General features: G+C 57.7%; 18 protein-coding genes. 9 read left to right on the top strand and 9 right to left on the bottom strand.

Features of this window, described 5'->3' with window-relative positions:
* Nucleotides 1-384: a hypothetical protein gene (locus tag R6X40_RS25180; RefSeq protein ID WP_318417165.1), complete on the top strand. Its 384-nt coding sequence runs from the start codon at nt 1-3 to the stop codon at nt 382-384.
* Nucleotides 381-1,643 carry a RhtX/FptX family siderophore transporter gene (locus R6X40_RS25175; protein WP_318417163.1) on the top strand — a complete coding sequence of 421 codons (1,263 nt, stop codon included), beginning with the start codon at nt 381-383 and terminating at the stop codon, nt 1,641-1,643. The genes R6X40_RS25180 and R6X40_RS25175 overlap by 4 nt, the downstream gene beginning before the upstream one ends.
* A gap of 29 nt (nt 1,644-1,672) precedes the next feature.
* Here the strand turns inward: R6X40_RS25175 and R6X40_RS25170 are convergent, their stop codons facing one another.
* Nucleotides 1,673-3,364, bottom strand: coding sequence for a SulP family inorganic anion transporter (locus tag R6X40_RS25170; RefSeq protein WP_318417161.1), 1,692 nt, complete (start codon nt 3,362-3,364; stop codon nt 1,673-1,675).
* 607 nt (nt 3,365-3,971) lie between these two features.
* Between R6X40_RS25170 and R6X40_RS25165 the strand changes: the two genes are divergently transcribed.
* Both R6X40_RS25165 and R6X40_RS25160 read left to right on the top strand, forming a co-directional pair.
* Nucleotides 3,972-4,175 carry a cold-shock protein gene (locus tag R6X40_RS25165; RefSeq protein ID WP_318417159.1) on the top strand — a complete coding sequence of 68 codons (204 nt, stop codon included), beginning with the start codon at nt 3,972-3,974 and terminating at the stop codon, nt 4,173-4,175.
* A 375-nt stretch (nt 4,176-4,550) separates the two neighbouring features.
* Nucleotides 4,551-4,886, top strand: a complete 336-nt coding sequence (locus R6X40_RS25160; protein WP_412178460.1) for a potassium channel family protein — start codon at nt 4,551-4,553, stop codon at nt 4,884-4,886.
* Nucleotides 4,887-4,962: 76 nt separating this feature from the next.
* Here R6X40_RS25160 and aspT (R6X40_RS25155) read toward each other — a convergent pair whose 3' ends face one another.
* From aspT (R6X40_RS25155) to R6X40_RS25140, 4 genes are all read right to left on the bottom strand, one after another.
* Nucleotides 4,963-6,651 carry an aspartate-alanine antiporter gene (aspT, locus tag R6X40_RS25155; RefSeq protein ID WP_318417155.1) on the bottom strand — a complete coding sequence of 563 codons (1,689 nt, stop codon included), beginning with the start codon at nt 6,649-6,651 and terminating at the stop codon, nt 4,963-4,965.
* A gap of 246 nt (nt 6,652-6,897) precedes the next feature.
* The gene (locus R6X40_RS25150) at nt 6,898-9,609 is read right to left on the bottom strand and encodes a decarboxylase (RefSeq protein ID WP_318417153.1); all 2,712 of its coding nucleotides are present in this window, start codon (nt 9,607-9,609) and stop codon (nt 6,898-6,900) included.
* Nucleotides 9,610-9,708: 99 nt separating this feature from the next.
* Nucleotides 9,709-11,400, bottom strand: a complete 1,692-nt coding sequence (aspT, locus tag R6X40_RS25145; RefSeq protein ID WP_318417151.1) for an aspartate-alanine antiporter — start codon at nt 11,398-11,400, stop codon at nt 9,709-9,711.
* A 91-nt stretch (nt 11,401-11,491) separates the two neighbouring features.
* Nucleotides 11,492-13,117 (bottom strand): bifunctional aspartate transaminase/aspartate 4-decarboxylase, encoded by a 1,626-nt coding sequence (locus tag R6X40_RS25140; protein WP_318417150.1) that lies wholly within the window; start codon nt 13,115-13,117, stop codon nt 11,492-11,494.
* A gap of 454 nt (nt 13,118-13,571) precedes the next feature.
* Here R6X40_RS25140 and R6X40_RS25135 point away from each other — a divergent pair, with 454 nt between their 5' ends.
* Nucleotides 13,572-13,991, top strand: a complete 420-nt coding sequence (locus tag R6X40_RS25135) for a hypothetical protein (RefSeq protein ID WP_318417148.1) — start codon at nt 13,572-13,574, stop codon at nt 13,989-13,991.
* A gap of 4 nt (nt 13,992-13,995) precedes the next feature.
* Nucleotides 13,996-14,577: an OmpA family protein gene (locus R6X40_RS25130; RefSeq protein WP_318417146.1), complete on the top strand. Its 582-nt coding sequence runs from the start codon at nt 13,996-13,998 to the stop codon at nt 14,575-14,577.
* Between the two features lie 402 nt (nt 14,578-14,979).
* Here the strand turns inward: R6X40_RS25130 and R6X40_RS25125 are convergent, their stop codons facing one another.
* Entirely contained in the window at nt 14,980-17,550 is a 2,571-nt protein-coding gene (locus tag R6X40_RS25125; RefSeq protein WP_318417144.1) for an SH3 domain-containing protein, read from the bottom strand.
* Nucleotides 17,551-17,913: 363 nt separating this feature from the next.
* On the opposite strand from R6X40_RS25125, the gene R6X40_RS25120 reads away from it, so the two are divergent.
* The 3 genes from R6X40_RS25120 (at nt 17,914) to R6X40_RS25110 (ending at nt 21,682) form a co-directional block, all read left to right on the top strand.
* On the top strand, nt 17,914-19,842 hold the full coding sequence (locus R6X40_RS25120; protein ID WP_318417335.1) for an adenylate/guanylate cyclase domain-containing protein: 1,929 nt from the start codon (nt 17,914-17,916) through the stop codon (nt 19,840-19,842).
* A gap of 77 nt (nt 19,843-19,919) precedes the next feature.
* Nucleotides 19,920-20,387, top strand: a complete 468-nt coding sequence (locus R6X40_RS25115; RefSeq protein WP_318417142.1) for a hypothetical protein — start codon at nt 19,920-19,922, stop codon at nt 20,385-20,387.
* A 149-nt stretch (nt 20,388-20,536) separates the two neighbouring features.
* Complete coding sequence (locus R6X40_RS25110) at nt 20,537-21,682, top strand: AI-2E family transporter (protein ID WP_318417140.1); 1,146 nt, start codon at nt 20,537-20,539, stop codon at nt 21,680-21,682.
* 179 nt (nt 21,683-21,861) lie between these two features.
* Here R6X40_RS25110 and R6X40_RS25105 read toward each other — a convergent pair whose 3' ends face one another.
* The 3 genes from R6X40_RS25105 to R6X40_RS25095 all read right to left on the bottom strand — a co-directional run bounded on the left by R6X40_RS25105 (nt 21,862) and on the right by R6X40_RS25095 (nt 26,241).
* Nucleotides 21,862-23,676 (bottom strand): hypothetical protein, encoded by a 1,815-nt coding sequence (locus tag R6X40_RS25105; protein WP_318417139.1) that lies wholly within the window; start codon nt 23,674-23,676, stop codon nt 21,862-21,864.
* Between the two features lie 123 nt (nt 23,677-23,799).
* Nucleotides 23,800-24,765, bottom strand: coding sequence for a DUF2950 domain-containing protein (locus tag R6X40_RS25100; protein WP_318417138.1), 966 nt, complete (start codon nt 24,763-24,765; stop codon nt 23,800-23,802).
* Nucleotides 24,766-24,789: 24 nt separating this feature from the next.
* Nucleotides 24,790-26,241 (bottom strand): DUF3300 domain-containing protein, encoded by a 1,452-nt coding sequence (locus tag R6X40_RS25095; protein ID WP_318417136.1) that lies wholly within the window; start codon nt 26,239-26,241, stop codon nt 24,790-24,792.
* Nucleotides 26,242-26,405 lie beyond the last annotated feature (164 nt).

The raw sequence follows: 26,405 nt of genomic DNA, 5'->3' as shown, positions 1-26,405 counted from the left end.
ATGGTCCGCCTCGACATGGAAGGAGATGGCATTGTCCATCTCCGCCTCTGTCCGCCGCATACAGAAAGCGACGAGAGGGAGTATTTCAGAGCGCTCGAAACGATCGGTGTGCTGAGCGAGCCTTACGCCATGGTGGTCGACATATCCGGTCATTCTCATCTCTCGCGCGATGGCGAAATCCGCCAGGCGGCCTGGGCGAAAGCAACGCGGTCGCAGATATCGCGCTGCTGTCGCGCGCTGGCGCTTGTCCGGGAACAGCCCAATCCACGCTCGCAGCAATCCTTTGCGCGCCTGTGGAAAATTCCGGTCCACGTCACCTCCGACCCCGTTGAAGCGATGGCATTCGCCAAAACACATTTGACCCAGGAAAGACCACAGGCATGACCGCATCGTCCAATGTTGAGGCCATCCCCAAGCGCCGGATCGATATGCGGCGCGCCAGGCTGTTTGCTGTGCTTGCTGGCCTCTATCTTGCGCAAGGAATCCCCGGCTACCTTCTGGTTGCCGCAGTTCCACCGATCATGCGCGAACTTGGCGTCTCTCGCACGGCTATCGGCATGCTGGCACTGCTGATGATCCCGCTGACGATCAAATTCCTCTGGGCGCCGCTCGTCGACCGGGTGAAGCTGATGGCCATCGGCCATCGGCGCGGCTGGATCCTGCCAACGCAAGTCGGCACCGTTTTGGCGATCGCGTCACTGGCCTTCGTTGACCCGACCAATGTCACCGCCATCCTGATAATCGGCTTCGTCATCGCGGTGCTGACATCGACGCAGGACATCGCCACCGACGGCTATGCAACACTGGCACTGAGGGAGGAAGACCGTCCTGTCGGCAATGCCATCCAAGGTGCGGCGGTTGCCTTCAGTGTGATCATCGGCGGAACAGTTTCGCTGCTGCTGTATGGCTGGGTTGGTTGGCAGGCGATGGTGCTGACGATCGCAGTTGTTTCCGCGCTTCCATTGGCTGCCATCGCCTTCATGCCCGAAGACGCCGGCACTCAAGTCTTCAAACCTGCTGTCAAGCCATCGCTCAAGTCCTTCCTCAAGCGCCCCGAGGCGGTAACGGTTCTGGCGATCGCCTTGACCTACCGGGCAAGCGAAGGCCTGGTGAAATCGATGGAGGGCTCGTATCTCGTCGATGCGGGCCTGCCCTTGTCCGCGATCGGCTACCTTAGTGGCATTGCTGCTGCGACTGCCGGCATTGCGGGCTCGTTCATCGCCGCCGGACTGGTGAGACGCACCGGTGCAGGCGGGACGCTGCTGCTGCTCGGCGTTCTGCGAACCATCTGCTTCCTGCTGTTCAGCCTCCATGCCGTCGGCCAGTTCACCGGCATGTGGGCCCTGCTTGGCGCGGCCGGTTTCCAGACACTGATCCGCTACATGGAAATCGTCGCGCTCTACAGCCTCTTCATGTCCGTGTCGTCGAAGGATCAGCCGGGAACGGATTTCACCATTCTGTCCTGTGCACAGATCATCATTTATCTGATCGGCTCCATGTTGGCCGGCACCCTGGCGGACCGCTTTGGCTACGCCTCCCTGTTCTTCTTCTCCACCGTCATTTCCGCCGCTGCAGTCATCATCACCCTCAGATTGTTAGCAAAACTGAGCCGCATCGACAAAGTGGATACCCAAGCCGGATGACATCGGGGTTCGCGTAGGCAGCAGTCCTTTCAGGTCAAGTCTCCTGCAAAGATTGCCTTCGCCGCATTCCTGTCCTGGTGGTGACGGATACCCGTACGTGTATCGGAAAACAGACGCTCCGCACCCAGCTGTGCAGCGAATCCAGATGCCCGGACATAATCGAGCACGTCCGGATTGAGACCCGTCAGCCAGAGAACAACCCCCTGCCGTTCAAGGTTGTGCTCGCCTTCCCTGATCATCTGAAGCGCCGAATACTCGATATCGACGACGCGGCTGAGATCCAGCAGCAAAACGCGTGGCTTTTCCTTCTCGACCAATTCCCGGATACGATCGCCGACTTGTTGGGCATTCAAGAAGAAGAGCCGCCCTTCCGGTCGCAGGATCAAGAGACCCTCGAAGGTCTCGTCGTCTCCGTGCTCTGGCGAAAGCGGACGAAGCAAGTCTTCGCCCCGCTTGCGGCCGATAATATGGAGGCGCGGATTGGCTACCTGGCTCGAGAGGCCGACGAGTGACAGGATGATGGCGATGATAATGCCCTGGAGTGTGCCGAAGAAAAGGACACCCAGGAAGGCGGCGAGCGCCCAGTGAGACTCCATGCGGCGAACCTTGCGAATCGACATGAACTCAACGGGATTGATCAGACCGATCGAGTAGACGATCACGATGGCTGCGAGGACCGCCTGTGGCAGCAGTCCGAGCAACGGCGCAAGAACGAGCATCGTCGCTGCAGAGGCAGCCGCTGTGACCAACGACGCTTTTTGCGTGGATCCCCCGACAGCACGAACCACCGCCGTCTGCGATGTGCCTCCGCCAGCAGGCATCGCTCCGAAAAGGCCGCCCCCCATATTGGCAAGGCCGGTGGCTACCAACTCGCGGTTTGGCCGGATTGGCTGGTCCCCCGGCACGGCAAAGGACCGCCCGGCGGCAATCGTCTCTGTGAAGCTCATCAACGCGATGCCGCATGCGCCTGGAAGTAATTGCACGATCAGATCGACATCCGGCAGGGTCAAAGACGGTAACGACTGGGGAATGTGTCCGACGATCGGAACACCGGCCGCGCCAAGGCTCGCCAACCAGGATACCGCGATGCCTGCCCCGAGTACGGCAAGTGGGGCCGGAGAATGGGGCCATTTTCGCTCCAGCAACAATAGGAGCACCAATGCCGTTACACCAATCCCAAGCGTGATGGCCGATGTCGCTGGCAATTCATGGAAGAATTGCAGCAGATCCCGGAAAAATCCCTGCTTGGAGATATGCAGGCCGAACAGCTTCGGCAATTGGTCGAGAACAATCACCAGTCCGATCCCGGCTTTGAAACCCGTCAAGACCGATGAGGATATGAAATTCGCCACGAAGCCCAGCCGTAAGGCCGCCGCCGCCATCAGAAGCAGGCCCGTTAGCACCGTCAGGGTCGCGGTCGCCACAATCAACCGGCTCGCATCCCCGTCCGGCACGACGAGTGCGAGTTGGCTAGCCGTCAAGATAGCAAGGGTGGTCGTGGAGCTAACGCTGAGCACCCGTGAGCTACCCAGCAGCGCATAGACGATCATCGGCACGAAAGCCGTGTAGAGGCCGACGTTGACTGGCAGGCCAGCTACGGTCGCATAGGCCATCGCTTTCGGCAGCACGACGGCAGCCGCCGTCAGGCCCGCGACGATGTCCAATCGCAGAGTGCCGCCCGGTTGTTGCTGTGATAGGTCGGCTTGCGGCGTCGGAACCATGATTTCGCCCCTTCATCTGCGTCACGTTGTTGGAGCGGCTGATATCTCGCCGCCGATATATCGGATAAATCGACTACAGCCCTTAAATCTCTTCGGGTGAGACAGTCTCAGCACCTCAATCACCAAACGTCCAGTGCAAAACTTGCGCGGTCGCGTTCGCCCGCCGATACCCGCCCAACAATGTAGAAAACGCAGACCGCAGGGCTATCTTTCTGTTGGTTGGGGGATTGTCGAACACGTCCATCCGGGATGGCTCCGAGGCAGAGTTTTGCGCGTTGATTGAGACATAACAAGATACTTAAAGCGAATGATTCTTGATGAGAGCTCCGAACGTCAATGGACAACGTTTTAGTCCCTATATCGGAAAGCGGAGCGTTCGACCCATTGCACTCTGGACAAAAGAAGACCGGAATGGTGGCCCAGAAAGGGCTCTGGTTTTCGGCGTTGTTGGTCGAGTTTGGCCTGGTTGAGAACAATCCAGCCACCAATCGCTGATATTGCAGCGACGCAATAAATTTGCGTGATATCGTAAGCTGTTGATAGGACTGCATTCGCAGTATAGGCTGTATCTCGACTGAAACGGCTGAGCCAATTAAAAGGAACGTCTATGCCGACTGGTACTGTTAAATTCTTCAACAGCGACAAGGGTTTTGGATTCATCACGCCTGATAGTGGCGGCGGGGATGTCTTCGTTCACGTGTCGGCCCTCCAGCCCGGTGGCTCGCTGAGCGAAGGCGATAAGGTCAGCTTCGAGGTCGGCCAGGATCGCAAGACCGGAAAATCGAAGGCCGAAAACGTCTCCGTACTCTGATCCTGTTGATTGCCGTTCGAAATCGACAAATGCTGCATGAGTAGCTAACAAAGCACTCCCCAGGAGGCTAAGCGTGGTCCATAATCGGCGCGCTTCTCCTGGGGAGGTGTAGCGAAAAAAACGTGACTGCCCCATCAAACAATCTTCGCTTCGCCTATGGTGGACGATGACTGGCACTGACGGATCGTTATGGTTGCCGCGCTTTAAGCCTTCCAAATGCGATAGTGATGCCCGTTGCGGCTGAAATAGTCCCCACGATTTTTCCGTCGGCTAAAACGGCGGTAATGGTCGAAGGCCGTCGCGAGTGCATCGCACGGATTCAAAGGTTTTAAGCCTATGGCTGTAAACGAAAGCCCCAAATCTAGCGCGAAGCGGATGAGACGTTTTTTCGTCGGTGCGTTGCTACAGCAGGTTCGTATATTGTCGCCGATATTTTCCGGGATCCTTGTTATTATGGTCGGAACCGGATTTGTTGTTGGATATATCGAGAACTGGCGAATGGACGAGGCCCTGTACTTCACATTCGTGACAGGACTGACCATAGGTTATGGCGATCTCGTGCCCAAGCATGTCTTGGCACGAATGCTGGCTTTGCTGATCGGCCTTTCCGGCATTGTACTGACCGGTCTGGTCGCGGCCGTGGCCGTACAGGCGCTCAATGCAGCGGACCGTGATCTAGCTAAACAAAGAGAGAGATCGTCAGGCTCATGATTTTCCGCCGAGGCGGGATAGGTCGCGCAAGACCCAATCTGGGATGTGAGGATGATTCCGCAACCTGATCAGTAAATCAAGCCATGATACCAACGATCACTGTTCCCCAAGTCGTGAGCAGAATGTGGCCTATGGGTACGGCCGGTGTGTATCCAAGAACGGCAATCGTGCTCCCCGATCGATCCTGGACCGCTGCCATGCCGGCGGTCATGGTCTGCGCTCCGGCAAGGCCTCCAAGCAACAGAATGGGGTTCATTCTGAGAATGTAGCGTCCAAAATAGAGTCCGACGATCAGGGGCGTGATAGATACGATCATGCCGCCGAACAGAAGACCGATGCCGGCTTCGCCGATGGCGGAGACGAACACAGGTCCAGCGTGCAGCCCCGTCATCGCGACGAAGGCGGCAAGACCCAAAGCCGTCATCAACGATACGGCGGCATCCGGGATACGGCCAAATAACGGGAAGCGCGTGCGCAGATGCCCCACCAGCAAACCCGCCAGCAACACGCCCACGCTCGTGCTGAGCGAGATTCGCATGTCGCCGATGGGAAAGGTAACGAGAACACCGACAAGTCCACCAAGGAATATCGCAAGGCCAAGAACGAAGAAATCCGTCGTTGCCGAAGGCGCCACGATCACGCCGATCCGCTTGGCCGCGCTCGACACCACTGTTTCCGGGCCCACCACGTGCAAGATATCGCCGCGTTCCAGTATAATACCCGGTGCAAGTGGAATGGCCTGGCCCCCACGTGAAAGTGCGCGGAGATAGAGGCTACGCGCCCAGCTCTCCTTCGCCACGTCCTCGATGCTTCTGCCTTTCAGCTCGCGACTTGTCAGCAAGACGTCGGCGATCGATATCGGGACATCGAGAAGCTCGCGGTCCTCGACTTCCTCGCTTCGCGGACCGAGTAGGTTCACCAGAGTTTCCCGTGGGCCGGACACGGCAACGATATCCCCCGGGTTGATCTCATGCTCTGGAGCCGCTTCAAGGATCTGACCGTCTCGGCGCATACGCTGTATGAAAAGTCTGTGTTGCGGAAATATTGCCTCCGCGTCGATGATGGACATGCCGGCGATCGGGGCGTTGTCCGAGATCCGGTATGCGCGAACTTCAAATTTGCGCCAGGCCGAGGCGACGCCGCTTGTCGTGCGGGTAATCCCGTATTCTTTTTCAAGTTCCAGTGCCTCGGTGACCAGGTTGATGCCCAGCAGCTTGGGGCCGACGACGCTACAGAACAGAATGACGCTGACAGCGCCGAACATGTAGCAGACAGCGTCAGCCACCGCGATATGAGCGACAAACCTTGCCCGGTCGGCCTCCGGTAACGGCAGCGCATTGATCGCCTCGGTTGCCGTGCCCATGGCTGGGCTTTCGGTCAGCGAACCGGAGAGAAGCCCCGCGGCGAAACCGGGATCAAGGCCAAGCATCTTGGCCACTGCGATGGCTGTCAGAAGTCCCGTGACGCAGACGACAATCGCCAGCAGCACGGGTTTCATCCCGTCCCGCTTCAGGGCCTGTAGGAATTGGGGTCCGACCGAGTATCCGATGCCGAAGAGGAACAGCAGAAATAGAAACGATTTTGCTACGGCGGAAACCGGCACATGGGCGAACTGACCGATCAGAATGCCGGCAAACAATGACCCTGTAACCGGCCCTAGACCGAACCCGCCGAACTTAACGGCCCCGATGAGATAGCCGAGGCTGATAGCAAGGAATACGGCAAGCTCAGGATACTTGACCAGGAATTGTTCGACCCAAATCATAACCAGACTAGTTCCCCCTGCCCTGACCCAAAGCCTCGGCGACCTTGGCACCAACCCAAACCTTCACTTCAAACCGGGCAGTTGGAAAAGATCGCTACGATGGACGAGCTTCCCAGCGTTGCGGCGATATTGCCTCCTGAACCGCCGCCTCCTCATATCGCTTGCCTACCCGCAGCGCCGGCAAAGAAAGCTCAGACCCGTAGCAGTAGGCGCAAAGTTCCCCCCTGCGCCCTGCCAGCCCACAGGTCATCGTTTTGACTTGGCGGAGACGCTGTCGGTTTTGATCAATTTCAACCCCTTCGTTTTTTCATAGCCATGGATCTCTTTCACATCGAGCTTGCGCATGAAGTCGATCGTCTCCTGCGTCAAAACCTGACCGGGCACCATGATCGGGAAGCCCGGAGGATAGGGAATGACAAAGTTGGCTGAAACCATGTCTGGCCCTTCGCGCAAACGCCGGTCGCATTCGGCACCGATAAGCGGCACGTATTCGCACACGGAGGCATCATACGCTTTGAAGAAGGCTGTGCGCATGTCACCTTCAGGTGTCGTCCGCCCTGCATCTCCGCGGAACACCTCGTGGAAGTGGCTGAAGTTCGGAAGGTCTGGCACGTCGGTCATCAGCGACTTTACGCGTGCTGCGAAGGCTGCACGTTCACTCTCGCCGCCGTCGGCCAGGCGCTTTTCGATGCCGTGGCATATCTCAACAAGAACGCGGATGAGATGCGCGACGTCGCTGCGGGTATTGTTGATGTTCGACTGCAGCAGCACGCTATTGCGTGACGTCTTGTTCAGCTGGATGCCATAGTCGTTCGCCAGCAGCCCCTTGAATTGCGTTCCGTCAAAACCCGCCGTGCCGCAAACCAGGGTCATACGCGTGGGATCGAGGTAAAACTCGTCTTCCCGCATGGCTTTCACCACCGTGGCCCACGTCGAGCCGGGTGTCAGATAGTCCTTGAACCCTGACTGCCGGTATGTCTCGGGGATCATCTCGTCGGCACCAAGGACGCGTAGATATTTCGAGATCAGCGGATGCTCGTTGATCGATTGGCGGATTTTGAGCGCGATTTCGATCGCGTTCATCACCAGGCCATAGCCATCGAGCTCCATCTGCCTGCGTGCAACGTCGAGACTGGCGATCAGCTGCTGGTTCGGACTGGTCGAGGCATGCGTGAAGACCGCTTCATGAAATTGGGCCTCGACCGTGTGGAAATCCACGTCCTTGACCAACAGCATCGATCCCTGCCGGATCGCCGACATCGACTTGTGCGTGGAGTTGGTCTGGTAGACGCGGAGGCGCACGAGACGGGGGTCGGGGATCAGGTGAGCGGCGAGCAGGGCTTCTTCCGTAGGATTATCGCCGAGGTCCGCTTGCTGCTTTTCATAGGCCTTAACCGATCCGGGATCGCGCAACCATTCCTCGAGATCGGCGGCAGCACCCATGGCCGTACGTGGACGTAGGAACGGCGAGAACCGGGCAAATCCGGACCATGCTTCGTCCCAGAGGAAAATAAGGTCCGGCTTGATGGCGAGGCACTCCTCCATCACGCGTCTGACGTTGTACATGTGCCCATCGAAGGTGCAGTTGGTCAGGTCAAGCAGCCGCAGCCGATCAAGACGGCCCTCCGTCTTCAATGCCAGCAGCGCCCGTTTGATGGTGGCCAACGGAACAGCGCCATACATTGAATATTCCGTCATCGGGAAGGCTTCGACATAATACGGCTGCGCGCCTGTCAACACCATGCCGTAGTGATGGGACTTGTGGCAGTTGCGGTCGACGATTGCGATGTCGCCAGGCGCTAGCAGCGCCTGCACTGCCATCTTGTTGGACGTGGATGTGCCGTTCGTAACAAAGAAGACGTGGTCAGCACCGAAAGCGCGTGCCGCCATTTCCTGCGCGCGCTTGATGGTACCTGTTGGCTCCAGAAGGCTGTCGAGACCACCGGTCGTGGCGCTGCTTTCGGCCAGAAACAGGTTGAGCCCATAAAACTCGCCCATATCGCGAATCCAGTCCGACTTGAAGACAGATTTTCCGCGCGCGATAGGCAGTGCATGGAATGTGCCGATTGGCCGCCGCGCATATTTCTTCAGATTGTCGAAGAAGGGCGTTTCGAAGCGCGCCTGCACCCCTTCGAGGATGGAGAGGTGCAGCTCTAGTGGCTCTTCGACTGCATAGAAGACGCGCCGCACGCTATCCGCTGCCGGGTCGCCAGCAATGTGTTCCACGTTGCGGTCGGAGAGCAGGTAGATGTCGAGTTCCGGCCGGATCCGCTTCAAAGCGCCAGCGAGACGAAGCGCCGACATATCGGGGCCTTCCTTTTCCCCGAGCGGGTCCAGTACGGAACGAAGCGCCGGTGCGTCATGGCGAGAGCGGTAGGGAAATCCTTCGGCGAGGACCACCGAAATAATATCGGGGTTGAGTGCCGCAGCGCAGAAAGCATCCTCGAAAGATCCCACCAGGATGGGCTCATAGATGAAAGGATCCTCGGAGCGGCGCAGCTTGCGGATCTCGGCGGCGAGTGCAGGCCATCTCGTGGCTGGCTGGCTGTTGACAAACAGAACTTCGAAGTAAGGCCGGCGGCCACCGGCTTCACCGTTGCCATGCGGCAGGACGTCAGCCACTTCGGTCGCCGACAGGTCCTCATGAACGTCCCACTCGCTCGGCCGCCCACGATAAGCATGCGTGAGCAGTGCGTTAGAAATGCGCCGTGCGAGCCTTGCGGCTCCGCCCGCCTCATTTGTTGCAATCCTTTCCATCAGTGCCGCGAGCAATCGCGCGCCGGGATAGGCGTGGTACTCTTCTGTCGCAGCGACAGCGGCGATCGCCGCCTCCAGCGCCGCTCGCTCGCCGCGATTGGCTGCCCAGGCATCGGCCAATGTGGTGATTTCGCGCCAGTTGTCGGCACGTGCCGAATGGATGAGCAGAAACTGGTCGACACTTTTGGTCTTGTTTGGCATCTGATGCTCCCAACTGGTCCGGATGCGCTGGCCATTGCGACCAGTCCTCTACGACGATATGATGTGGCCGCAATGCGGATTGCAGCCACCGTCAAGCGGTTAAGCAAGCAGCATTACGATCACCATTCCCCAGATCGTCAGGAGTGTGTTGCCAATGGCGTAGGTTACTGTGTAGCCCAGTGCCGGCACCTGGCTTTTGGCAGCATCCGTGATCATTCCGAGGGCCGCAGTTGTGGTGCGTGCGCCGGCGCATGCCCCGAACAGAATGGCCGGATCGAACTTGAACAGATACCTGCCCGTGTACATCGCCAGTATGAGCGGAATTGAGGTGGCAAGCATGCCCCACAGGAAGAGGCTGACGCCGAGCTCCTTGAGCCCCGCCACGAACCCGGGTCCGGCGCTGATGCCGACCACCGCGATGAAGATGTTCAACCCGACCGAGTTCATGAACCACACGGTCGATGACGGTATCCGTCCAAATGTCGGACGCACGGATCGCAACCAACCGAAGACCAGACCGGCGATCAACGCCCCACCTGCTGTCGATAGCGTCAACGGGACGCCCGCGACATTCAACACGAGCGAGCCAATCAGCGCACCCAAGGTGATCGCAGCGCCGATGAACGCAACATCGGCAACGTCGGTGGCACGGTCGGCATAGCCAATGTTTTTTGTCGCCGACGCAATGTCTTTCGACCGGCCGACAAGTGTCAGGATGTCGCCGCGATGGATGATCGTATTCGACAGAATCGGGATGACTGTTGCAGTCGCGCCCCGAACGATCTTTCGCAGGAAGATACCGCGGGCGAGCGGCAGCTTGGCAATCTCGGAGAGCGGTTTGCCATCAAGTTCCTTACTTGTGACATACACATCGACACCTTCGGCTGGAACATTCAGCAGTTCGGGATCATTGACCTCCTCAGCTTCGTGACCCAGCACATCGACGAGAACTTCCCGCGGGCCAACCAAAGCAACGATGTCACCCGCCTTTAAAGTTGTGTCGGGGGCTGCTTCCTGGATCGAACCATCCCGGCGAAAGCGTTCAATGAAGACACGTGCGTTGGGTACGAGTGCCTCAGCCTGCGTCGCGGTCAAGCCGACGACGGGACCACCGGGCTTGATCCGGTACGCCCGTAGTTCAAAGCGATGCCAGGCCGATCCTGCCCCACCCAATTCGGCTGCAGCGCTGTGGCGTGTTTCGTAATCTTTGCACGCGGCCGCGAGGTCGATGCCGAGAAGTCTAGGGCCGATGATACCCAATATAACGGCCGAACCCGCTGTACCGAAGATATAGGTTACCGCATAGGCGATCGGCATTGCGTTCAGCATCGTAGTCGCCTGATCCGGCGGCAGGCCGGTACGGTTAATCGCATCGGTAGCTAGACCCATGGAGGCCGAGATCGTTTGAGACCCTGCGTAGAGACCGGCGGCGGAGCCGACATCATAACCCGCCAGCATCGCGATGATGACCGGGACGGCCAGGCAATAGATGCAGACGACAACAGCAAAGGCGGCCTGAGGCAGACCGTCGGATGCTATGCCGCGTACAAATTGCGGACCGACGCCGTATCCGACGGCAAACAGGAACATCAGAAAGAAGACCGATTTAACGTTCGGTGAGATGGTAATTCCGAGTTGTCCGATGATCACGGCGGCAAGCAAGGTTGACGTGACCGCACCGAGGCCAAGTCCTTTATAAGTAAACTTGCCAACGAAGTAGCCGATTGCGAGTGACAGGAAGAGGGCAATCTCTGGGTATTTTTGAAGCGTTGAGGCGAACCATTCGAACATGATGATATGATCTCCTGACTGGGCTATGGACGGGTCCTCACGACAGTTGCGACCTCACCATTCAAGGTGAAATCGCAATATTGGGAGCTGGCTACGGTTGTGCCAGTTCACCCTTTGCTGCGCGATACGCCTGCAGGTAACCGCGCGCGACTGCACGGATTGCGCGCCCGATAGAATCGTAGGCTTCGTCAGGCAGGTTGGCGAAGGAGACGCGCACCGACCAGTTCGGCGCCTCGAAGCCGGATCCGTTGAGAACCACGATGCCGTGATCCTCCGCGAGCTTGAAGGCAATATCGAGCGGATGAACGTTTTCCTTCATCCAGTCGGTCACTTCATCGCCGACATATTTCCGCGCCCAGAATTCATAGTCGATAATGCCGTAGTACCGGTCGAAGTAGGGGCGAGGTTGAAACTCGATCCCCATCCCGTTCATCAACTTCTCGAAGCGGCGCTGGCAGATGGCCATGCACGCCTTCTGATAGATCTTGTCGACGTCCATCATCTCCACGAGACCGAACAGTGACATCATCACCTGCTGTGGAAGCGAAAGGCCGGCGGTGTGGTTCAGCGCCACGTCACGACTGTCGGCAACGATCCTGTCGATGAACTTCACGTCGCGCGGCGTCAGCGTCAGCGCCTGATAGCGCTTGTCGAGCAGCTTCTGGGTCGCCTCCGGATGGCTGCGGATCATCTTGTCGAAGATATTGTCCTGGGCAACCGCGACGACCCCGAGACGCCAACCCGTGCAGCCAAAATACTTGGAATAGGAATAGACGCCGATGGTGTTGTGCGGCAGGTGACCCATCACAGACTCGAAATTCGGGACGAAGGTGCCGTAGACGTCATCCGTCAGGATCATCAGGTCGGGCCGCTTCGTCTTGACGAATTTCACCAGTCTATCCATCGTCTCTGGATCGATAGCCACGGCCGATGGATTGCCGGGATTGACGATAAACAAGGCCTTGACCGTCTTGTCTTCAAGCGGCTTCAGATCATCATCCGTGAGCTGAAAACGATCCTCGGCATCCGCTGAAATGTGAATTTGCTTCAGCGCGTAGTCTTCGAGATGCGGCATTTCCAGATAAGGCGTAAAGATCGGCGTGACCATCGCGATCGTATCGCCGGCATTCAAAAGCCGGGCATTCTTCAAAGCCTTGAAGATGTAGCACATCGCAGCTGTTCCGCCCTCTACAGGGTAGAGGTCGAATTTTTCCTTTGGGCGATGGCCGGCGCACATGGCCCACATCAGGTACTCGTGGGTAATGGCCTCGTTGTGCACCAGGGACCGGTCAGGCACGGGATAGTGGTCCCCGATGATTGAATCGGTCAACTCGTTGACGAATTGGTCGGGTTCGAAGGCGAATTTGAGTATTGCAAAATCCACAACCGCTTCGAGCGTCTCGGCGCCTGGCGTGTCAGGATCGCCTTTTCGCTTTTGTACCCAAGCTTTGAAACGGCTGTGGCAACCGTCCATCGGAGGCATGCCTGCGAGTCCGGCAACGTCATCGTGGAAAACACGTTTGGACTCGGTCAGCGCGAATTGCCCGAGCAGAAAGAACGCCTCGCGCGCACGCGTTGCAACCCAGTTCGGATTGCCTCGCCCAGCGTTCAGATAGGCGCGCTCCGACTTGTCGGCCTGCGCTAAGCGGATAAGCTCGTCCTTGATTTCGAATGGGCTGAGATCCTGGAATTTGGCGTAGATACCGGCGTTGGTCATGACCGTTCCTCCCTGAAAGGCAGCACTCGCCAATCGCGTTCTTGATGCTGCTGTTACTGTCAGTTTGTGCAACCATCATTTGAATGGACCCGACATGGAAGTAGTTTACGCTGTAGTCTGGGGTAGAATACGTTGGAAACGGCTGTGTTTGAACGGGGCGCGAAGTAGAACGGGCACGGGCAGACATCGATTAAATGTGCTGCAGAGCGGTCTACGCGCGACGATAGCTGATACCAGCTTTGGGATGTGTGCGATGGCGGCTGATCTGGTATGGCCAGATTTTACCGCTGGAAAATCCCGCGCGCGTCGGCAGCGAAAAACCCCGTGCTGTTTCCAGCAAAGAGCTCGATAGTACGGCCAAAGCCTACCGTAACATACGTCTTCATCCTCCCCCACTTCGGGCAATCTGTCGTCAGCTTGGCGTGGCCGGCTCCCTGACGGAAAAGAGGACGAAATGTTGAAGATCAGAAATCTAACGGCGGCGGTAGCTCTCGCCTCCATAAGCTTTATCGGGACGGCATCCGCGCAAACTTTGAGCTACGCCGACGCCGTCACGAAGCTCGCCGACGATTGCGGGACAGACATCCAGAAGCTGTGCAAAGGCCTTAATCTCGGTGGTGGCCGAATTGCCACTTGCCTGCAACAGAACTCGGCGAAGGTGTCGCCGGCGTGCAAAGGGACGTTGTCCACGGTGTTCCAGTCGATCGGCCAGCGCCAACGGGCACAGATGTCATACGAACAGGTTTGCCAGCGAGACATGACCAAGAGCTGCTCCGGCGTTAAAGGGGACGGTTTCGTCCTTGCCTGCCTGATGACAAAGAAGCGCGTGAGCGCTGAATGCAAACAGGTGATCACCGATGCGGGATGGAGATAAGCCGATGACAAGAATTCTTGCGAAAGCATTTGCTTTGGCGGTCACCGCCGTGCTTCTCCCCAACTTGGCGTCCGGTCAGGAAGTATCCCAGGAGCGGATCGTCAAAGGGCTTGGAAAATTGACCGCGGCGGCCCCCGCTATCGATATGGAAATCCTGCAACAGGAGGCCATCAAGGGCGGAGGTCAACCGATGTCGGCGCTGCCCAACTGGAAGCGGATCGCAAAGCTGCCGCAGATGGTGGTCGAGATCAATTTCGAGAACGACTCGGTTGCCATCCAGCCGAAGTCCTATCGCACTCTCGGCCTGCTTGCCGACGCCCTGCACCACCCGAATCTATGGCACTACAAGTTCCTGATTGTCGGTCATTCAAGCGCGACAGGAGACGCGAAACACAATCTCGAACTCAGCGATCAGCGGGCAGCCGCCATCAAGGAAGCTCTGGGAACGACGTTCGCGGTGGACCCGCAACGCCTATATGCCGTCGGCGTGGGCGAGCATCTTCCCATCGAAGGCACTGATCCCGATGCTTCGAAAAACCGCCGCGTGCAGCTCATTAACCTCGGGGTCTTCAAGAAAAGGTCCTGAACGATGGATATCTGACCGCACGGCACCCGTATGATGCCGTGCGGGGAATTCTCCATCTGATCCAGGAGAACAGTTCACAGGGTCGTCAAGGAAAGATCGACATATCGCGCTGGCGTGCTGCGGCCATCGTCTCGGTGAAACGAGGGATCGGACTTCGCGTCGCGCCCTGCAGAGCGCAATTTCGGTCGTCTAGTTTGTATTGATCGATTGCATGAGGCGAACCTCGCGGAATTGACTGGAAGCTGGCCCGCGTGCGCGGGCCGCAGAATATCGTACACAAGGCCGAGCTCCCATCCGATGGAAGGGAGATCGGAAAAACCCTACATTGCGGTTTTCTCGCGTCACATGCAGCTCTTCAACGCCAAAGGACTGCACCGGCTGAACTTGGGGAGACGGAGCCGTTCATCGCCCGCGCCCTCCACCGCCTCGACCGCCACCACCTCCACCGCCCCGGCCACCGCCGCCGCCATGATAGATCGCTCCGCCACCCCGGCCGCCGCCGCCGTGGAAACCACCTCCACCGCCGTAATTGCCGCCGCCGCGATTGTAGTTCTGGAAGTTTCCACCCTGTTGCGGAGAACGCCGCCCGTAGTCGCGGTTCAGCTCATACTGATTGCCGAACTGCCGTCCGGTCCTGTCAAAATTGAGGTGATCCGGCGCCCTCTCAAGAGCGCGCTGCTGGTTGCGCCTGGGAGCGGGCTTGTTGGCCCGGTTCTGTAGGCGTTGTGTTGCTTGTGGTCTCTTGTCTGCTGCACGCTGTTGTGCGTTCTTGAGATTTTCCCCATCCGGGCGCTGCACTAGTTGCCAGCCGTCCGGTGAGTGCTTCTGCCACTGTCCATCCTGGCGCCGATAAACACTACCGTCGCGCCCTGCATAGACGTCGCCGCCCTTGCTTCCGACGACGAAACCTTTGTCGCCCTCCGAATTGCGCCAGCGCAGACCGCCGGCACTGCCCGTCGAACCACCGCTGATGCGTGCGAATTCACCGCCGTGTTTGACCGAAACGCTTCCCCATGAACCATAGAGATTTTGCCCCCCGCGCGCTGCGAAGGCGTTGCCCGTACGCGGATTATAGGCTGATATAAACCCGCGCTCACCGTTCGGCCCTGCGACCGCACCGGCACGAATATGGGTTCCGGTGCTTGGGTTGTAAGCAGAGCCGGCGATCAGGCCCCGATCAGGCCCGTAGGCATAACCGTAACGCCCGAAGGTACCATAGGCGGGGTTGTAAAAAGCACCGACGCCATAACTTATCGGCGGGGAATAAGACGGCCAGTTGTCATTGTAGTCATCGTCCCAATAGGGCGGATAATACCAGCCTGAACCCCACACAAGAGTATCCCACGCCAGGTAAGCGCCGAGATAGCCGAGCGTGTACCCATACCAGATGGCATCGTCCTCGGTATCATAGATCCGCACATAGGTGGCGTTGTAGACCGGTGACGAAGGAGGGATCGAATAGATTTCATCGGCGACGGCGCGGGCGACAGCGAATGGCCCGGTCGGGGTATCTCCGACGAACCAGATACCATCCTTGAGCACGAAGTACTTTTCGGCAACCTTGATCACCTGTTGGCTCGCATTGACCGCATAGAACATCGACGTGCCTTCGATCGGTTCGAACTCCGGCTCGCCGTTGTAGCTCACCTCAACCTTCACCGATCCGTCGGTCAACACGCGCGCCAGTTTCGGAATGCTGGCCTTCAGCCGTGCCTCTGCCGCTTCGGATGTGCCGGGTATCGAAGCGCGCACTGCCGAATAGGACGCATCGTCCGGTATGCTCAGAAAGCCGGTGGGCAGACTGGTGGTCGCGAAGACCCAGGGACCATCGAGCGATGTCGACGAAAACCATCTGCCGGAAAGAAGCGTGTACCAGGTCTTGCTCGCCTTGTGATAGAAGACGGCGCTCGTCGTATTCGACACCCATTCGAGATCTGTGCCCGGCACCGGCTCGAGAACTGGCTTTCCTTCGAAGTTCATCAGTTCCGCCGGCTTCTCCGAATAAAACACCTTTGGCACCGTGTTCTCTGCAAATCGAACCGGCGGAAGTGCTGCTTTCGCGTCTTTCCAATTCTCGTCCCCAGGCAGTTTGGAAACAAGATCCGGAATAGTGTCCGCCTCCGCCCAGCCGCTCTCCAGAGCCGTTGATGTCAGCCAGTTCTTCTCGTCTCTAAGATAATACGTATTTCCTGTATCGACCTTGAACAAATCCCAGTTCGTATTGGCGACAAACGAAAGCCCCTGTACGCCTTTCACCGGTGCAGCAACCGCCTTGCCGTTGGTCTGAACCAGGATCGCTGGCGTTTCGCTGGTGAAGATCGGTGGCGGATCAGACTTTATGTCCGTCACATCGGCGAGCCGCTTGTAGTTTGCGAGGCTGGCTGTCAGGCGGTCCTGCGAGACGACGATCGGCTCCGTGGGCACGAGCTTGCCCACGTCAAGCGACAAATCCGAAAGCTGCTTGCGCTCCAGTGTCGAAAACTCCACGCGCGTGGCCTTGATGTCGGTCAGCGTGACATTGTCGGTTTCATCGTCAGCGACGGTTTTGGCGGAGAATCCAATGATCCCGTAAATCGGCTTTGCCTCGGCGGAAAGCTTGAGCTCAGTTGCAACGAGCGCTTCCAGCCGGGTGAAATCGGGCCAATCGGTTATCTGCGGCTGAAAGAGCGTAATCGTCGCTCCGGTTTCGGTAGTGAAAACTCTCGGCCATGCCGGTGCGTTGGAATCGGATTGATTGAGATATCTGTCGGCAACAAAGCCGTTCGCTCCGGAATAGCTCACCGCACACCAGGAGGCTCCTGCGTCGCACTCCTTGATGTCGACCTCCTCGCCTTGCGGAATAATCCGCATCGCGTTGAAACCGGTCCCCGGACCCGTTCTGAGATTCACATTGGCCGTCAGCACGGCGGGGTCGGCAAAGGCGGACGTCGAGACAAATGAAGCAATCGTCAGATAGGCGAATATTCTACGCATGACCGTATTCCTTGATGGAGCTGCGCCGGATCTGCCGCATGCCTTTGGCTTCCCTTGTACCGTCACGTCTTGTTCGAGCCATGCCGGCTAATATTGCGTCTTTGCACCGGTGGCATGTGCAGCGCCGGAGACTGTCCCGATCGCCATGAAACTCGCCCAACTCCGATAACCAGAGTGTATCTGGTCATCATCGGGCTTGGACGTATCTTACCGGAGTATACTGACTGACAACGCGTAATATGGTGTTTTTATCGACCCTTTAGCTCTAGTCAGGACAAGGCACATTGCGGGCATGTCTTGTGCCGAGGTTATCCAGTTCGCGTAGTCCAGCGCTTCTGCCTCTGATGCCGAGTGGGTCTTATCGTGCACTGGTCAAAGCCACTCAGGGTGCATCTCAGCGTATTGGTCGTGGCGCTGCTTCTGTGCGTCGCAATTCCGCTGATCTGGATGGCTTTTGCGCAAGGACGACATGCGGCGATCCTGGCCGGCGAAAAGCAGATGCGCGAGATGAGCCTGCGTGTTGTCGATGGGTACCGGAATGCCCTGGCGGAAGGCTACGAGGCCGCCTCAGTCGCATCCGTTTTTCCCCAGCTGCTGTCACCTCCACCTGGCGAGTTGGCTGCCAAACAGGATTACCTGCTGCAGGTTCTGCGCAATGCCCCCAATATCAGCACCATATATACGGGTTATCCCGATGGCTCCTATTTCCAGGCGATCCGTATTGGCGACGATCCGAAATTGAAGGCCGTTCTTGCCGCACCATATGGCGCAAGATTTGCGGTGCGGTCGATCACTCAAGACAGCGGGCAGGAGTCCGCCAGCTCGACAATCCGGTTCATCGACGACCATGATCGGTTGATCTTCGAACGCACCCGGCACGATTCTCAATACGACCCCCGTCAGCGCCCTTGGTATCGCTCGGTACTTCGTTATGGCAGAGCTGTCTCGGTCGGCCCGTATGTTACAGCGGTTCTCAAGTCTTCAACGATTACCATGGCCGTACCGATGAGGGGTAATGCCCAAGTGATCGTCGGCGTCGATATCCATCTGGAGATTGTCGGCCGATTGCTGAACAGCAAGGCGATCTCATCGAACGCCCGCAGTTTCATTATCGACAACCGAAAGCGGCTTGTCGTCCATTCTGATCCCGCCATCATGGCAAGGATCATCGATACGCTCACGGATAGTCGACGGGCCGACCAATCCGAGCTCTTGAAGATGGATGAGACGATTGAACCGGTGATCGGTAGGGGATCGGAAACGCTCCCGTTGTCCGAGGGGCTCACGCGGTTGAACCTTGAACGTCGAACCTATCTGGCAGAGATTGCGCCCATCGCTTTCGCAGAGCTGTTCCAAGGCAGCCGGCTTGCAATCGTGGTGCCGCTTGAGGATCTTCTGCAACAGACAAACCGGCTGCTGATCCGCAATCTGCTGATCGCATCCGCACTCGTTGCCGCAGGTGTCGTCGCCTCCATCCTTCTTTCCCGCATGATCAGCCGGTCTCTGTACCAACTCGCCAGCGAGGCGCGGAAGATCGGAGACCTTGACCTTATCAGCACGAAGACGCCCCACTCCCTGGTTGCCGAAATCAACACGCTCGCAGGTGCCCTCTCTTCCGCGCAGCGGGCCGTCGGGCAGTTCGCCCTTTACGTGCCGCGCGAGGTGGTACGGCGCATCGTCGATCCATCGGGTGGAGCCGTCGTTAAGGCAAGTAGGCAGGATGTCACGGTGCTCTTCACGGACATCCGCGATTTCACCACGATTTCGGAAAAGCACTCGCCCGAAACCGTCGTTGAAATCCTGTCTGCCTATTTTGAATGCCTAAACCAGGTTGCCGAGCGCCATGGCGGAACTGTCGTGCAATATCTCGGCGATTCAATCTTCGTGATGTGGAATGCGCCCGTGGCTGACAGCCGGCATGTGGAAAACTGCTGCCGCTGTGCCCTTGAGATGAAAGCTGAAATTGATGGTCTGAACGTCGAGAACAAAAAGGCCGGTCGCCCCGAGCTTCTCACCCGCTTCGGCGTGCATACCGGCCCCGCCGTTGTCGGCAGCTTCGGTGCCATCTCGCGCAAGCAATACAACGCGATGGGCGACACCATCAATGTCGCCTCAAGACTGGAGGGACTGAACAAGGAGTTCAGCACATCCATCCTCGTCAGCGCGCCCGTGCACGAAATCGTCAAGGATTCCTTCAGTTTCCGCTCGATCGGTCTCGTCACACTCAAAGGCCGTGTCGGAAGAATCGAGGTATTCGAGCTCGGGGCACCTGGCGACGAGTCATTGTACTAGCGATGTTCACGTATGTTACTTCAGGGGCCTTCTGTCAGAGCGTATTCTTCGGCAACCAACAATCAGGAGCCACTGATATGTCGCAGACACCCCTTGATCCGAACGCCCCCGTTCCCAGCGCGGACGAACTACGCAGGGAGATGCTTGAGAAGCAGCTGGCCGAGATGGAACGTGAGGACAAGCTCAGGGACCTCAAGCGTGAGCAGCTCTCGAAATTTGCTGACGAGTTCTTCAACAAGCATGTCGGCGAGCAGGAGCGGTCGATCATCCGGAACGTCGTTTCGAGAGCCGTGAAAGACGGCAAGATGGAAGCCCTGGTCTACAGCTTCCCCTCCGATTTCTGCACCGATAGCGGTCGCGCCATAAACAGTGCCGACCCCGATTGGCCTCAGACCCTGCAGGGCAAGGCCAAAGAACTTTTCGACCGTTTCAAGGAAGTGGCCCAGCCGCAGGGCTATCGGCTGAAGGCCATGGTGATCAATTTCCCCAACGGCGTTCCCGGTGACATTGGGTTTTATCTCAACTGGGAACCACCTGTCGCGTGATCCGGTCCGGTATTCAATTCGAACCCAATCCCGCTTCTCGCACCTGCTGCCAGAAAAATCCGCACGCCCTTTAAGCATCGGCTGTAATTTTATGTCTGGCGGCAGGCAACTTTGAACGTTCCCGGAGATTTCACCGAAAGAAGATACCTATGGACGAAACACTGATTTCGTCCGCCGAAGAGGATGCCAGCGGACGCTCCACCATTGAAACGCGTATCACCGACTTCGTGCGCTTGGCCGTCATTGTTCTGTTGGCCTACTGGTCATATACGCTAGTTGCGCCCTTCATACTGATCGTCATCTGGGCGGCCATCCTGACCGTTGCCCTTTATCCGTTCTACGAAGGCCTTCGCACGCTGCTCGGCGGGCGCCGGCGCATCGCTGCGTTTCTGATCACGGTTGTAGGCCTCGGTATCATCATCGGACCACTCGCAGCCATTGCTTTAAACTTCGTGGAAGCCACGCAGTGGCTGATCGAAAAGCTGACGACTGGCACGCTGCATTTTCCCGCGCCCTCGGAAGCCGTGCGTAGCTGGCCCCTGGTCGGCGAGCGGATATATTCGGCCTGGAACCTTGCGGCCACAAACCTTGCAGGAACCCTGGAGTATCTGCAGCCGACACTCGTGCAAGCCGGCAGGTTCATTCTCGGAAAGAGCGCCGCAATCGGACTGGGCCTGCTCAGCTTCATCACCTCGATCATCATTGCGGGTTTTTTCTTCGGCCATGGGCCAAAGCTTGCCTGGGGTGCCAGCCGTTTTGCCGAGCGGATTGCCGGACAGAGGGGCATCGGGTTCATCCGCCTTGCCGGTGCCACGATCCGAAACGTGGCAAGTGGCGTCATTGGGGTTGCCATCGTTCAAACGCTGTTGGCAGGACTGGTGCTCCGTTTCTTCGCCATTCCCGCATCCGGTGGCCTGACCTTCATCATCCTCATTCTCTGCATTATCCAGATTGGCCCGGCGCTCGTTCTCCTGCCAGTCGTGATCTGGGCCTGGGCGACGCAGGATTTCACATATGCGCTGTCCTTGACGCTGCTCCTCGTGCCCGTCGCCGTAATCGACAACATCATGAAGCCCCTGCTTGTCTCTCGAGGCCTTTCAACGCCAATGCTGGTGATCTTTATGGGAGTGATCGGCGGCACGATCGCCTATGGCCTGATCGGCCTTTTTCTAGGGCCAATCGTTCTCAGTGTTTTCTATGATTTGCTGGTTGCGTGGGTGCGGGTTCAGGTCTCCCCTTATCAGTTGCCGCCACCGTCTGAACGCACGGTTTCCGAAAGTTTGAAGGAGTTTTAAGCGCGTTATTGTCTAAGAAAAACATACAGCTGTCGGCCATCTCGCTCATCCCGGAGCGGCATAAAATTTCCGCCACGGCGAGGCTGCTTCCCAGTCAATGGGTCGGCGTTTCTTATGACAATGGCGAATGGCCGGTATTTCTTTCGGAAAATTCGATTTCATTTAAGCATGAAATGCTTTTAGTTCCGGGAAAGGTGCACTTCCGCGACAGGACCTTCGAAACCGGACGCGGGGGTCGGGGATATGGCTAGCCCAGATTTTCGTAATCCATCCATAAAATGGTCCTGATCTTCCGCGCGCATCAGGCGCATCGCCACTTCCCTGCGCGTGTCCTGGAGAACCTCGGGTGCATTGGCCTCTAGCCACCGTCGCTCGACCTGTGCCTGGACAAGTTTCCCTGTCTGGCCGTAGGTGGCGGCAAGGATCAGATGATAGACTGGATTGTCCGGGAGGTTTGAAGCCTGGGCCAAGCGTTCGGCGGCCTGGTAATCTTGTTGCATGTAAGAGCATATCGCCATGGCCGACTGGAAATATCCCATCGGTCCCGGACTGCGCTCTATACTCTTTGAGATTAATCCGCAGCCTCGGTCCCACTGACCAGATAGAGCCAAACGCAAACCGTATTCACCCACGAATTCGGTATCGTTGGGATTGATTATAAACGCGCGTTCGCCAATGGCCAGCGCGCTGTTGACATCGCCGCGGAAAAAATGGGCTAGCATTTCGGCCTCAAGGGCACGCACATTGCGCGGATCGAGCTCAACAGCCTTTTCTGCGGCTTGTCTGGCGAGGTCGATCGAGGGTTGCCCAGGCAATTTCGCTCGATAGCCAAACCGCAGGTCGTCCAAGTAGGTGAACGATAATAGTGCCCAAGCTGTCGCGTAGTTGGGAAATTCGAAGACAACCTGCTTAAGGCAATTTTGAACCTGGGCATGCGCTTGCTTGCCCAGGTTGGCTCGGTATTCGTAATAGGATGACGTGCACGCGTAAGCCTTGGCATCCTTCGATGCGGTTTCAACAATTTCTGATGGATTGGCCTGGAAGATAACCCCATAGGGCTGCGCAAGCGCAGTCGCGATTTCGCTCGCCATCAACGTCTCGACGTCGAAAATCTCGCGCTGGCCGAGCTGCGCGTCATAGGCTTTCGTCCAGACAATAGCGCCGTCGGCCTGGTTGACAAGGCGAGCGGAGAGCCGCAGCCGGTCTTGGTCTAATCTGATCCTGCCCTCCAGCCCATAGAGCGGCGTGGCCGAGCCGTTCGCTGCAGCTTCAGTGGGAATGGTTGGCGAACTTCCCGCAATGACCACGATTTCCTTGAACCGGGCCATCTGAGAGATCACTTCATCAGTGAGGCCGCGAGCGAGAGCGGCTGAGCTTGGTGTCCCTGTGATGTCTTCGAACGGAGCAACAATAACCTTGGGGATTTTCGGCGTGGTAAAAGCGACGTCACTCTGTTCTTTCGCCGGAGACTGTTGGAAGGCCGTCCAGTCAACGATGGCCCAGATACCGAAACTCAAGAATAGAGCAGCAGTAGAAAGCGACACTAAGGCCGTCGTTCTGGTCTTGAACCAGCCGGAGTGCTGCTGCACTGGCTGCTTACTGCCTCTTGGCTCCAACGCATTGAATCGGGTGAAAGCTGGAACATACCCGCCCTTCGGTATTGTAATGAGAACGTGATTCCTCTGACCCGCAAGCAGATAATAATGTTCAAGCGCGCGGCGAACCCGGCCTGCCTCTATGCGGACGACAGGATCGTTCTGGGCATCAAACGTCTCATTGCGACCAAAGACCTCGAGCGCAATTGAATAGGCTTTGATGCGGTCCGCACGGCCCTGCAAAGCTTCTTCGACCACGTAACACAGAAATTTTTGAGCACGGCCGGGAGCGTCGAATGCCGGACTGGCCCGGATTCTCTCAAGCTGATCACGTATATCCTGGTCCAAGGGCGGAGCAAAATCATCCACCGAAGCCGTATCCGGACGCACAAAACCCATCGTCAGGCCCCCACCTTACGCATCGCTAAAAAGGTACATATCGGCACGCCTAGGTATTCTTCGGGAGTGTACGCAACAAAAAGGAGCGACGCAACGCCATTTATATTGAAATTTTACTCCTGATTACTCGCTGACGACGCTCCACTTGTCTCCGGGATTGAATGTACGGATCTTCTCGGCCACGCCGGAGGTGTGATCTCCAAGATCCGCCTCGTAAACAACACCGGCTTTGTTGACGACAAATGTTTTGACGCCGGTGAAGCCGTATTTCACGGGCCAGGCGACCAATCCAAAACCCGCGATCATGTTGCCATTGATGATATAATCGAACTTGCCACCGGCAACATTCTCCCCCTGGCCGGTGAGGATCCGGTAGCGGTAGCCGTTATAGCCCAGACCCGCCTTGGCCTTTTCAAGAGCATTGCCATCGACCAGGGCCGGACCGGCGGGACTTTCATCGCCATCCCCCTGCTCGGATGGCCAGTAGAGCCCATCATGTGTCCGATCGCTGCTGATCAGCTTCTGCGCATATTCCAGCACGCCGTCGCCGTCGCGATCTTCAGAGGCGTAATCTTCTTGCGCGTCGACATAGGCCCGTACTGTATCGATGGTCGAAATTTCGTTTTCACCAACGCGACGGTTTGCGATTTCTTCAAGTCCGGCATAGGTGTCGAACACCCATTTTCCGCCTTCCGTCTTTACCAGAGGGAATGGCAAGGGCCAAAGCTGGTTTCCGATCTCCAGTACCTTCGCCTTATCCTGGTCCTCGAGGACAACCTTTTCTTTCACGCCGGTTTCGATCGCAGCAAAGTTATCGGTCGCGCCGTCACTCGCCTTGGCTTTCGCCGCATCCAGTCCGAGCAGTTGCGCCAACTTGTCAAAATCGCCACCGGTGACGGTCGTTTTGAAAGCCTCGACCGCCTGTTCGGGCGTATCGAATTCGGGCGGGCTGTCCGCCGACATATACTCCTCGAGTGGCGGATCCTTGTCCTGATCCGCAGCAAAAGCTGGCCCCGTCAACACTGTTCCGCTGAGAAGCAGCGCCCCGAAAGCGGCGAACATCAGTCCTTCACGTGCAGTTTTCATCATCGTTAACTCCTGACCACCTCTGTGTTATCGACCACGTCCACCGCCGCGCCCGCCACCGCCACCACGATGAATCTGACGCCCGCCGCCGCCGCGATTGCCGCCCATCGACTGCGGCCGGCGCTGCCCGCCTCCGTTCATCGATTGGCGGCCGCGGTTCGAAGACGCCTGCGTTTGGCGCTTGTTGCTAACGTTTCCGACCGCAGAGCGATTACCGGACCTGTTGTTGGCCTGCCCACCCGGTTTCGGTTTATTAACCTTGCGGTTGGCGTTGTTCGGCTTGTTGGAAACCTTGTTGTTGCCAGCTGCGGGCCGGTTGGCGGCCGCATTGCCACCGTCCTTTCGTGCTGCCGCAGCCTGACCTACGTTGTTACCAGCGTTGCGGTTGGCATTGGCTGCCCGGTCGCGGTCCGCGCGTTGACGGTTGGCATCGACCTTGCTCTTGCGAACGTCATCCACCGTCACCTTGGGCCTGTTGGTCACGCGGTCGCCACCATTGCCGCGAACATCCTTGGCGCGGTTGGCGATGTTGTTGCCGCGATTCGATTTGAAGTCGTTGGTGAATTTGCTGCGGTCGATATTGGCGATCTGGTTCTTGTCGAAGTTGATCTTCGACCGGTCAACATTTTTCCAGTCGACGTCGCCCATCTTGAACTTGTTGCGGTCGATATCGATGTTGTTGAAGCATTTGTTGCAATCGATATCGACATCGCCATTCCAGCGGCCGCCCCAGACACCCCCATCGCCCCAATCGACCACGGATGCCCAGATCGCGGCGCCGGTTATGGCCGCTGCAAAATAGGGTGCCGATGGATAATAGTAGCTCTGATAGGGCTCGTCGTAGTAGGCGATCGGCGCCTGCACGTAGCCAGGCTCATAGAGCATTTCCGGCTCGTATTTCGGAACGTAGATCTTTTCCGGGTCTGCCGCCCGGATAATGACGTTCTCGCCCTGCGTTTCGACCTTCACCTTTTCGTCCGTCTTGATGACACCGCTGGCTACCGCTTTGTCGCGGAGGTTCTGGATCGCCATCAGCACGTCCTTCTGCTGATAGGCAAGAGCGCTGCCGAGTGCCTGCGTCCAGTCAAGGTCGTCGCTCATCATCCTGACGATTTCTGGATAATTGAGCACCGAGATGACGCTGTCGTCCCAGCTGTCCTTGGGCTTGGCGTCCTTGTCCTTCTTTTTCTGATCGAGGAAACGTTGCGCCTCGATGATCTGCAGCGGAAAGAGCGAAGCGGAAGAGATCAACGCCACCAGTTCATCGGGATAAAGCGCGATGCGCGCTACCAGCACCTCGAGTTCGTCCTCGGTCAGCAGATCCGGCGTTTCATCCGTCTGGCCGCCGCTCGCAGCTGCTGGGGAGGCCTGCTGCTGCGCTTGGACAGGACCTGTTGCACCACCCGCCAAGCCAATCGCCAACGCCAGAAGGGTGGCCGACAAAGAGCGTGAATATATCGAAAGTCCGCGGAATTTCATCACTTGAATCCTCACGTTCGGCCGCACCGAAGATGCCGCTCAGCTATGGACAGAGTTGAAACACCACCCGGAACGGAGCCAGTATGGGCTCCAACGACCAGGCGACGGCAGTCAGAAAGATCAACCCGCGGGCCGATCCTGCGCTTTCATCCCGGCGAATGGTA

This window comes from Rhizobium sp. PL01 (genome assembly GCF_033447125.1).
Classification (GTDB): Bacteria; Pseudomonadota; Alphaproteobacteria; order Rhizobiales; family Rhizobiaceae; genus Pararhizobium.
This window is presented reverse-complemented; position numbering and strand designations above follow the sequence as displayed.

What these genes read in the sequence shown, in the direction of transcription:
- R6X40_RS25180 (WP_318417165.1), top strand. Translation starts at nt 1, where the DNA reads ATGGTCCGCCTCGACATGGAAGGAGATGGCATTGTCCATCTCCGCCTC.
- R6X40_RS25175 (WP_318417163.1), top strand. Translation starts at nt 381, where the DNA reads ATGACCGCATCGTCCAATGTTGAGGCCATCCCCAAGCGCCGGATCGAT.
- R6X40_RS25170 (WP_318417161.1), bottom strand. Translation starts at nt 3,364, where the DNA reads ATGGTTCCGACGCCGCAAGCCGACCTATCACAGCAACAACCGGGCGGC.
- R6X40_RS25165 (WP_318417159.1), top strand. Translation starts at nt 3,972, where the DNA reads ATGCCGACTGGTACTGTTAAATTCTTCAACAGCGACAAGGGTTTTGGA.
- R6X40_RS25160 (WP_412178460.1), top strand. Translation starts at nt 4,551, where the DNA reads ATGAGACGTTTTTTCGTCGGTGCGTTGCTACAGCAGGTTCGTATATTG.
- aspT (WP_318417155.1), bottom strand. Translation starts at nt 6,651, where the DNA reads ATGATTTGGGTCGAACAATTCCTGGTCAAGTATCCTGAGCTTGCCGTA.
- R6X40_RS25150 (WP_318417153.1), bottom strand. Translation starts at nt 9,609, where the DNA reads ATGCCAAACAAGACCAAAAGTGTCGACCAGTTTCTGCTCATCCATTCG.
- aspT (WP_318417151.1), bottom strand. Translation starts at nt 11,400, where the DNA reads ATGTTCGAATGGTTCGCCTCAACGCTTCAAAAATACCCAGAGATTGCC.
- R6X40_RS25140 (WP_318417150.1), bottom strand. Translation starts at nt 13,117, where the DNA reads ATGACCAACGCCGGTATCTACGCCAAATTCCAGGATCTCAGCCCATTC.
- R6X40_RS25135 (WP_318417148.1), top strand. Translation starts at nt 13,572, where the DNA reads ATGTTGAAGATCAGAAATCTAACGGCGGCGGTAGCTCTCGCCTCCATA.
- R6X40_RS25130 (WP_318417146.1), top strand. Translation starts at nt 13,996, where the DNA reads ATGACAAGAATTCTTGCGAAAGCATTTGCTTTGGCGGTCACCGCCGTG.
- R6X40_RS25125 (WP_318417144.1), bottom strand. Translation starts at nt 17,550, where the DNA reads ATGCGTAGAATATTCGCCTATCTGACGATTGCTTCATTTGTCTCGACG.
- R6X40_RS25115 (WP_318417142.1), top strand. Translation starts at nt 19,920, where the DNA reads ATGTCGCAGACACCCCTTGATCCGAACGCCCCCGTTCCCAGCGCGGAC.
- R6X40_RS25110 (WP_318417140.1), top strand. Translation starts at nt 20,537, where the DNA reads ATGGACGAAACACTGATTTCGTCCGCCGAAGAGGATGCCAGCGGACGC.
- R6X40_RS25105 (WP_318417139.1), bottom strand. Translation starts at nt 23,676, where the DNA reads ATGGGTTTTGTGCGTCCGGATACGGCTTCGGTGGATGATTTTGCTCCG.
- R6X40_RS25100 (WP_318417138.1), bottom strand. Translation starts at nt 24,765, where the DNA reads ATGATGAAAACTGCACGTGAAGGACTGATGTTCGCCGCTTTCGGGGCG.
- R6X40_RS25095 (WP_318417136.1), bottom strand. Translation starts at nt 26,241, where the DNA reads ATGAAATTCCGCGGACTTTCGATATATTCACGCTCTTTGTCGGCCACC.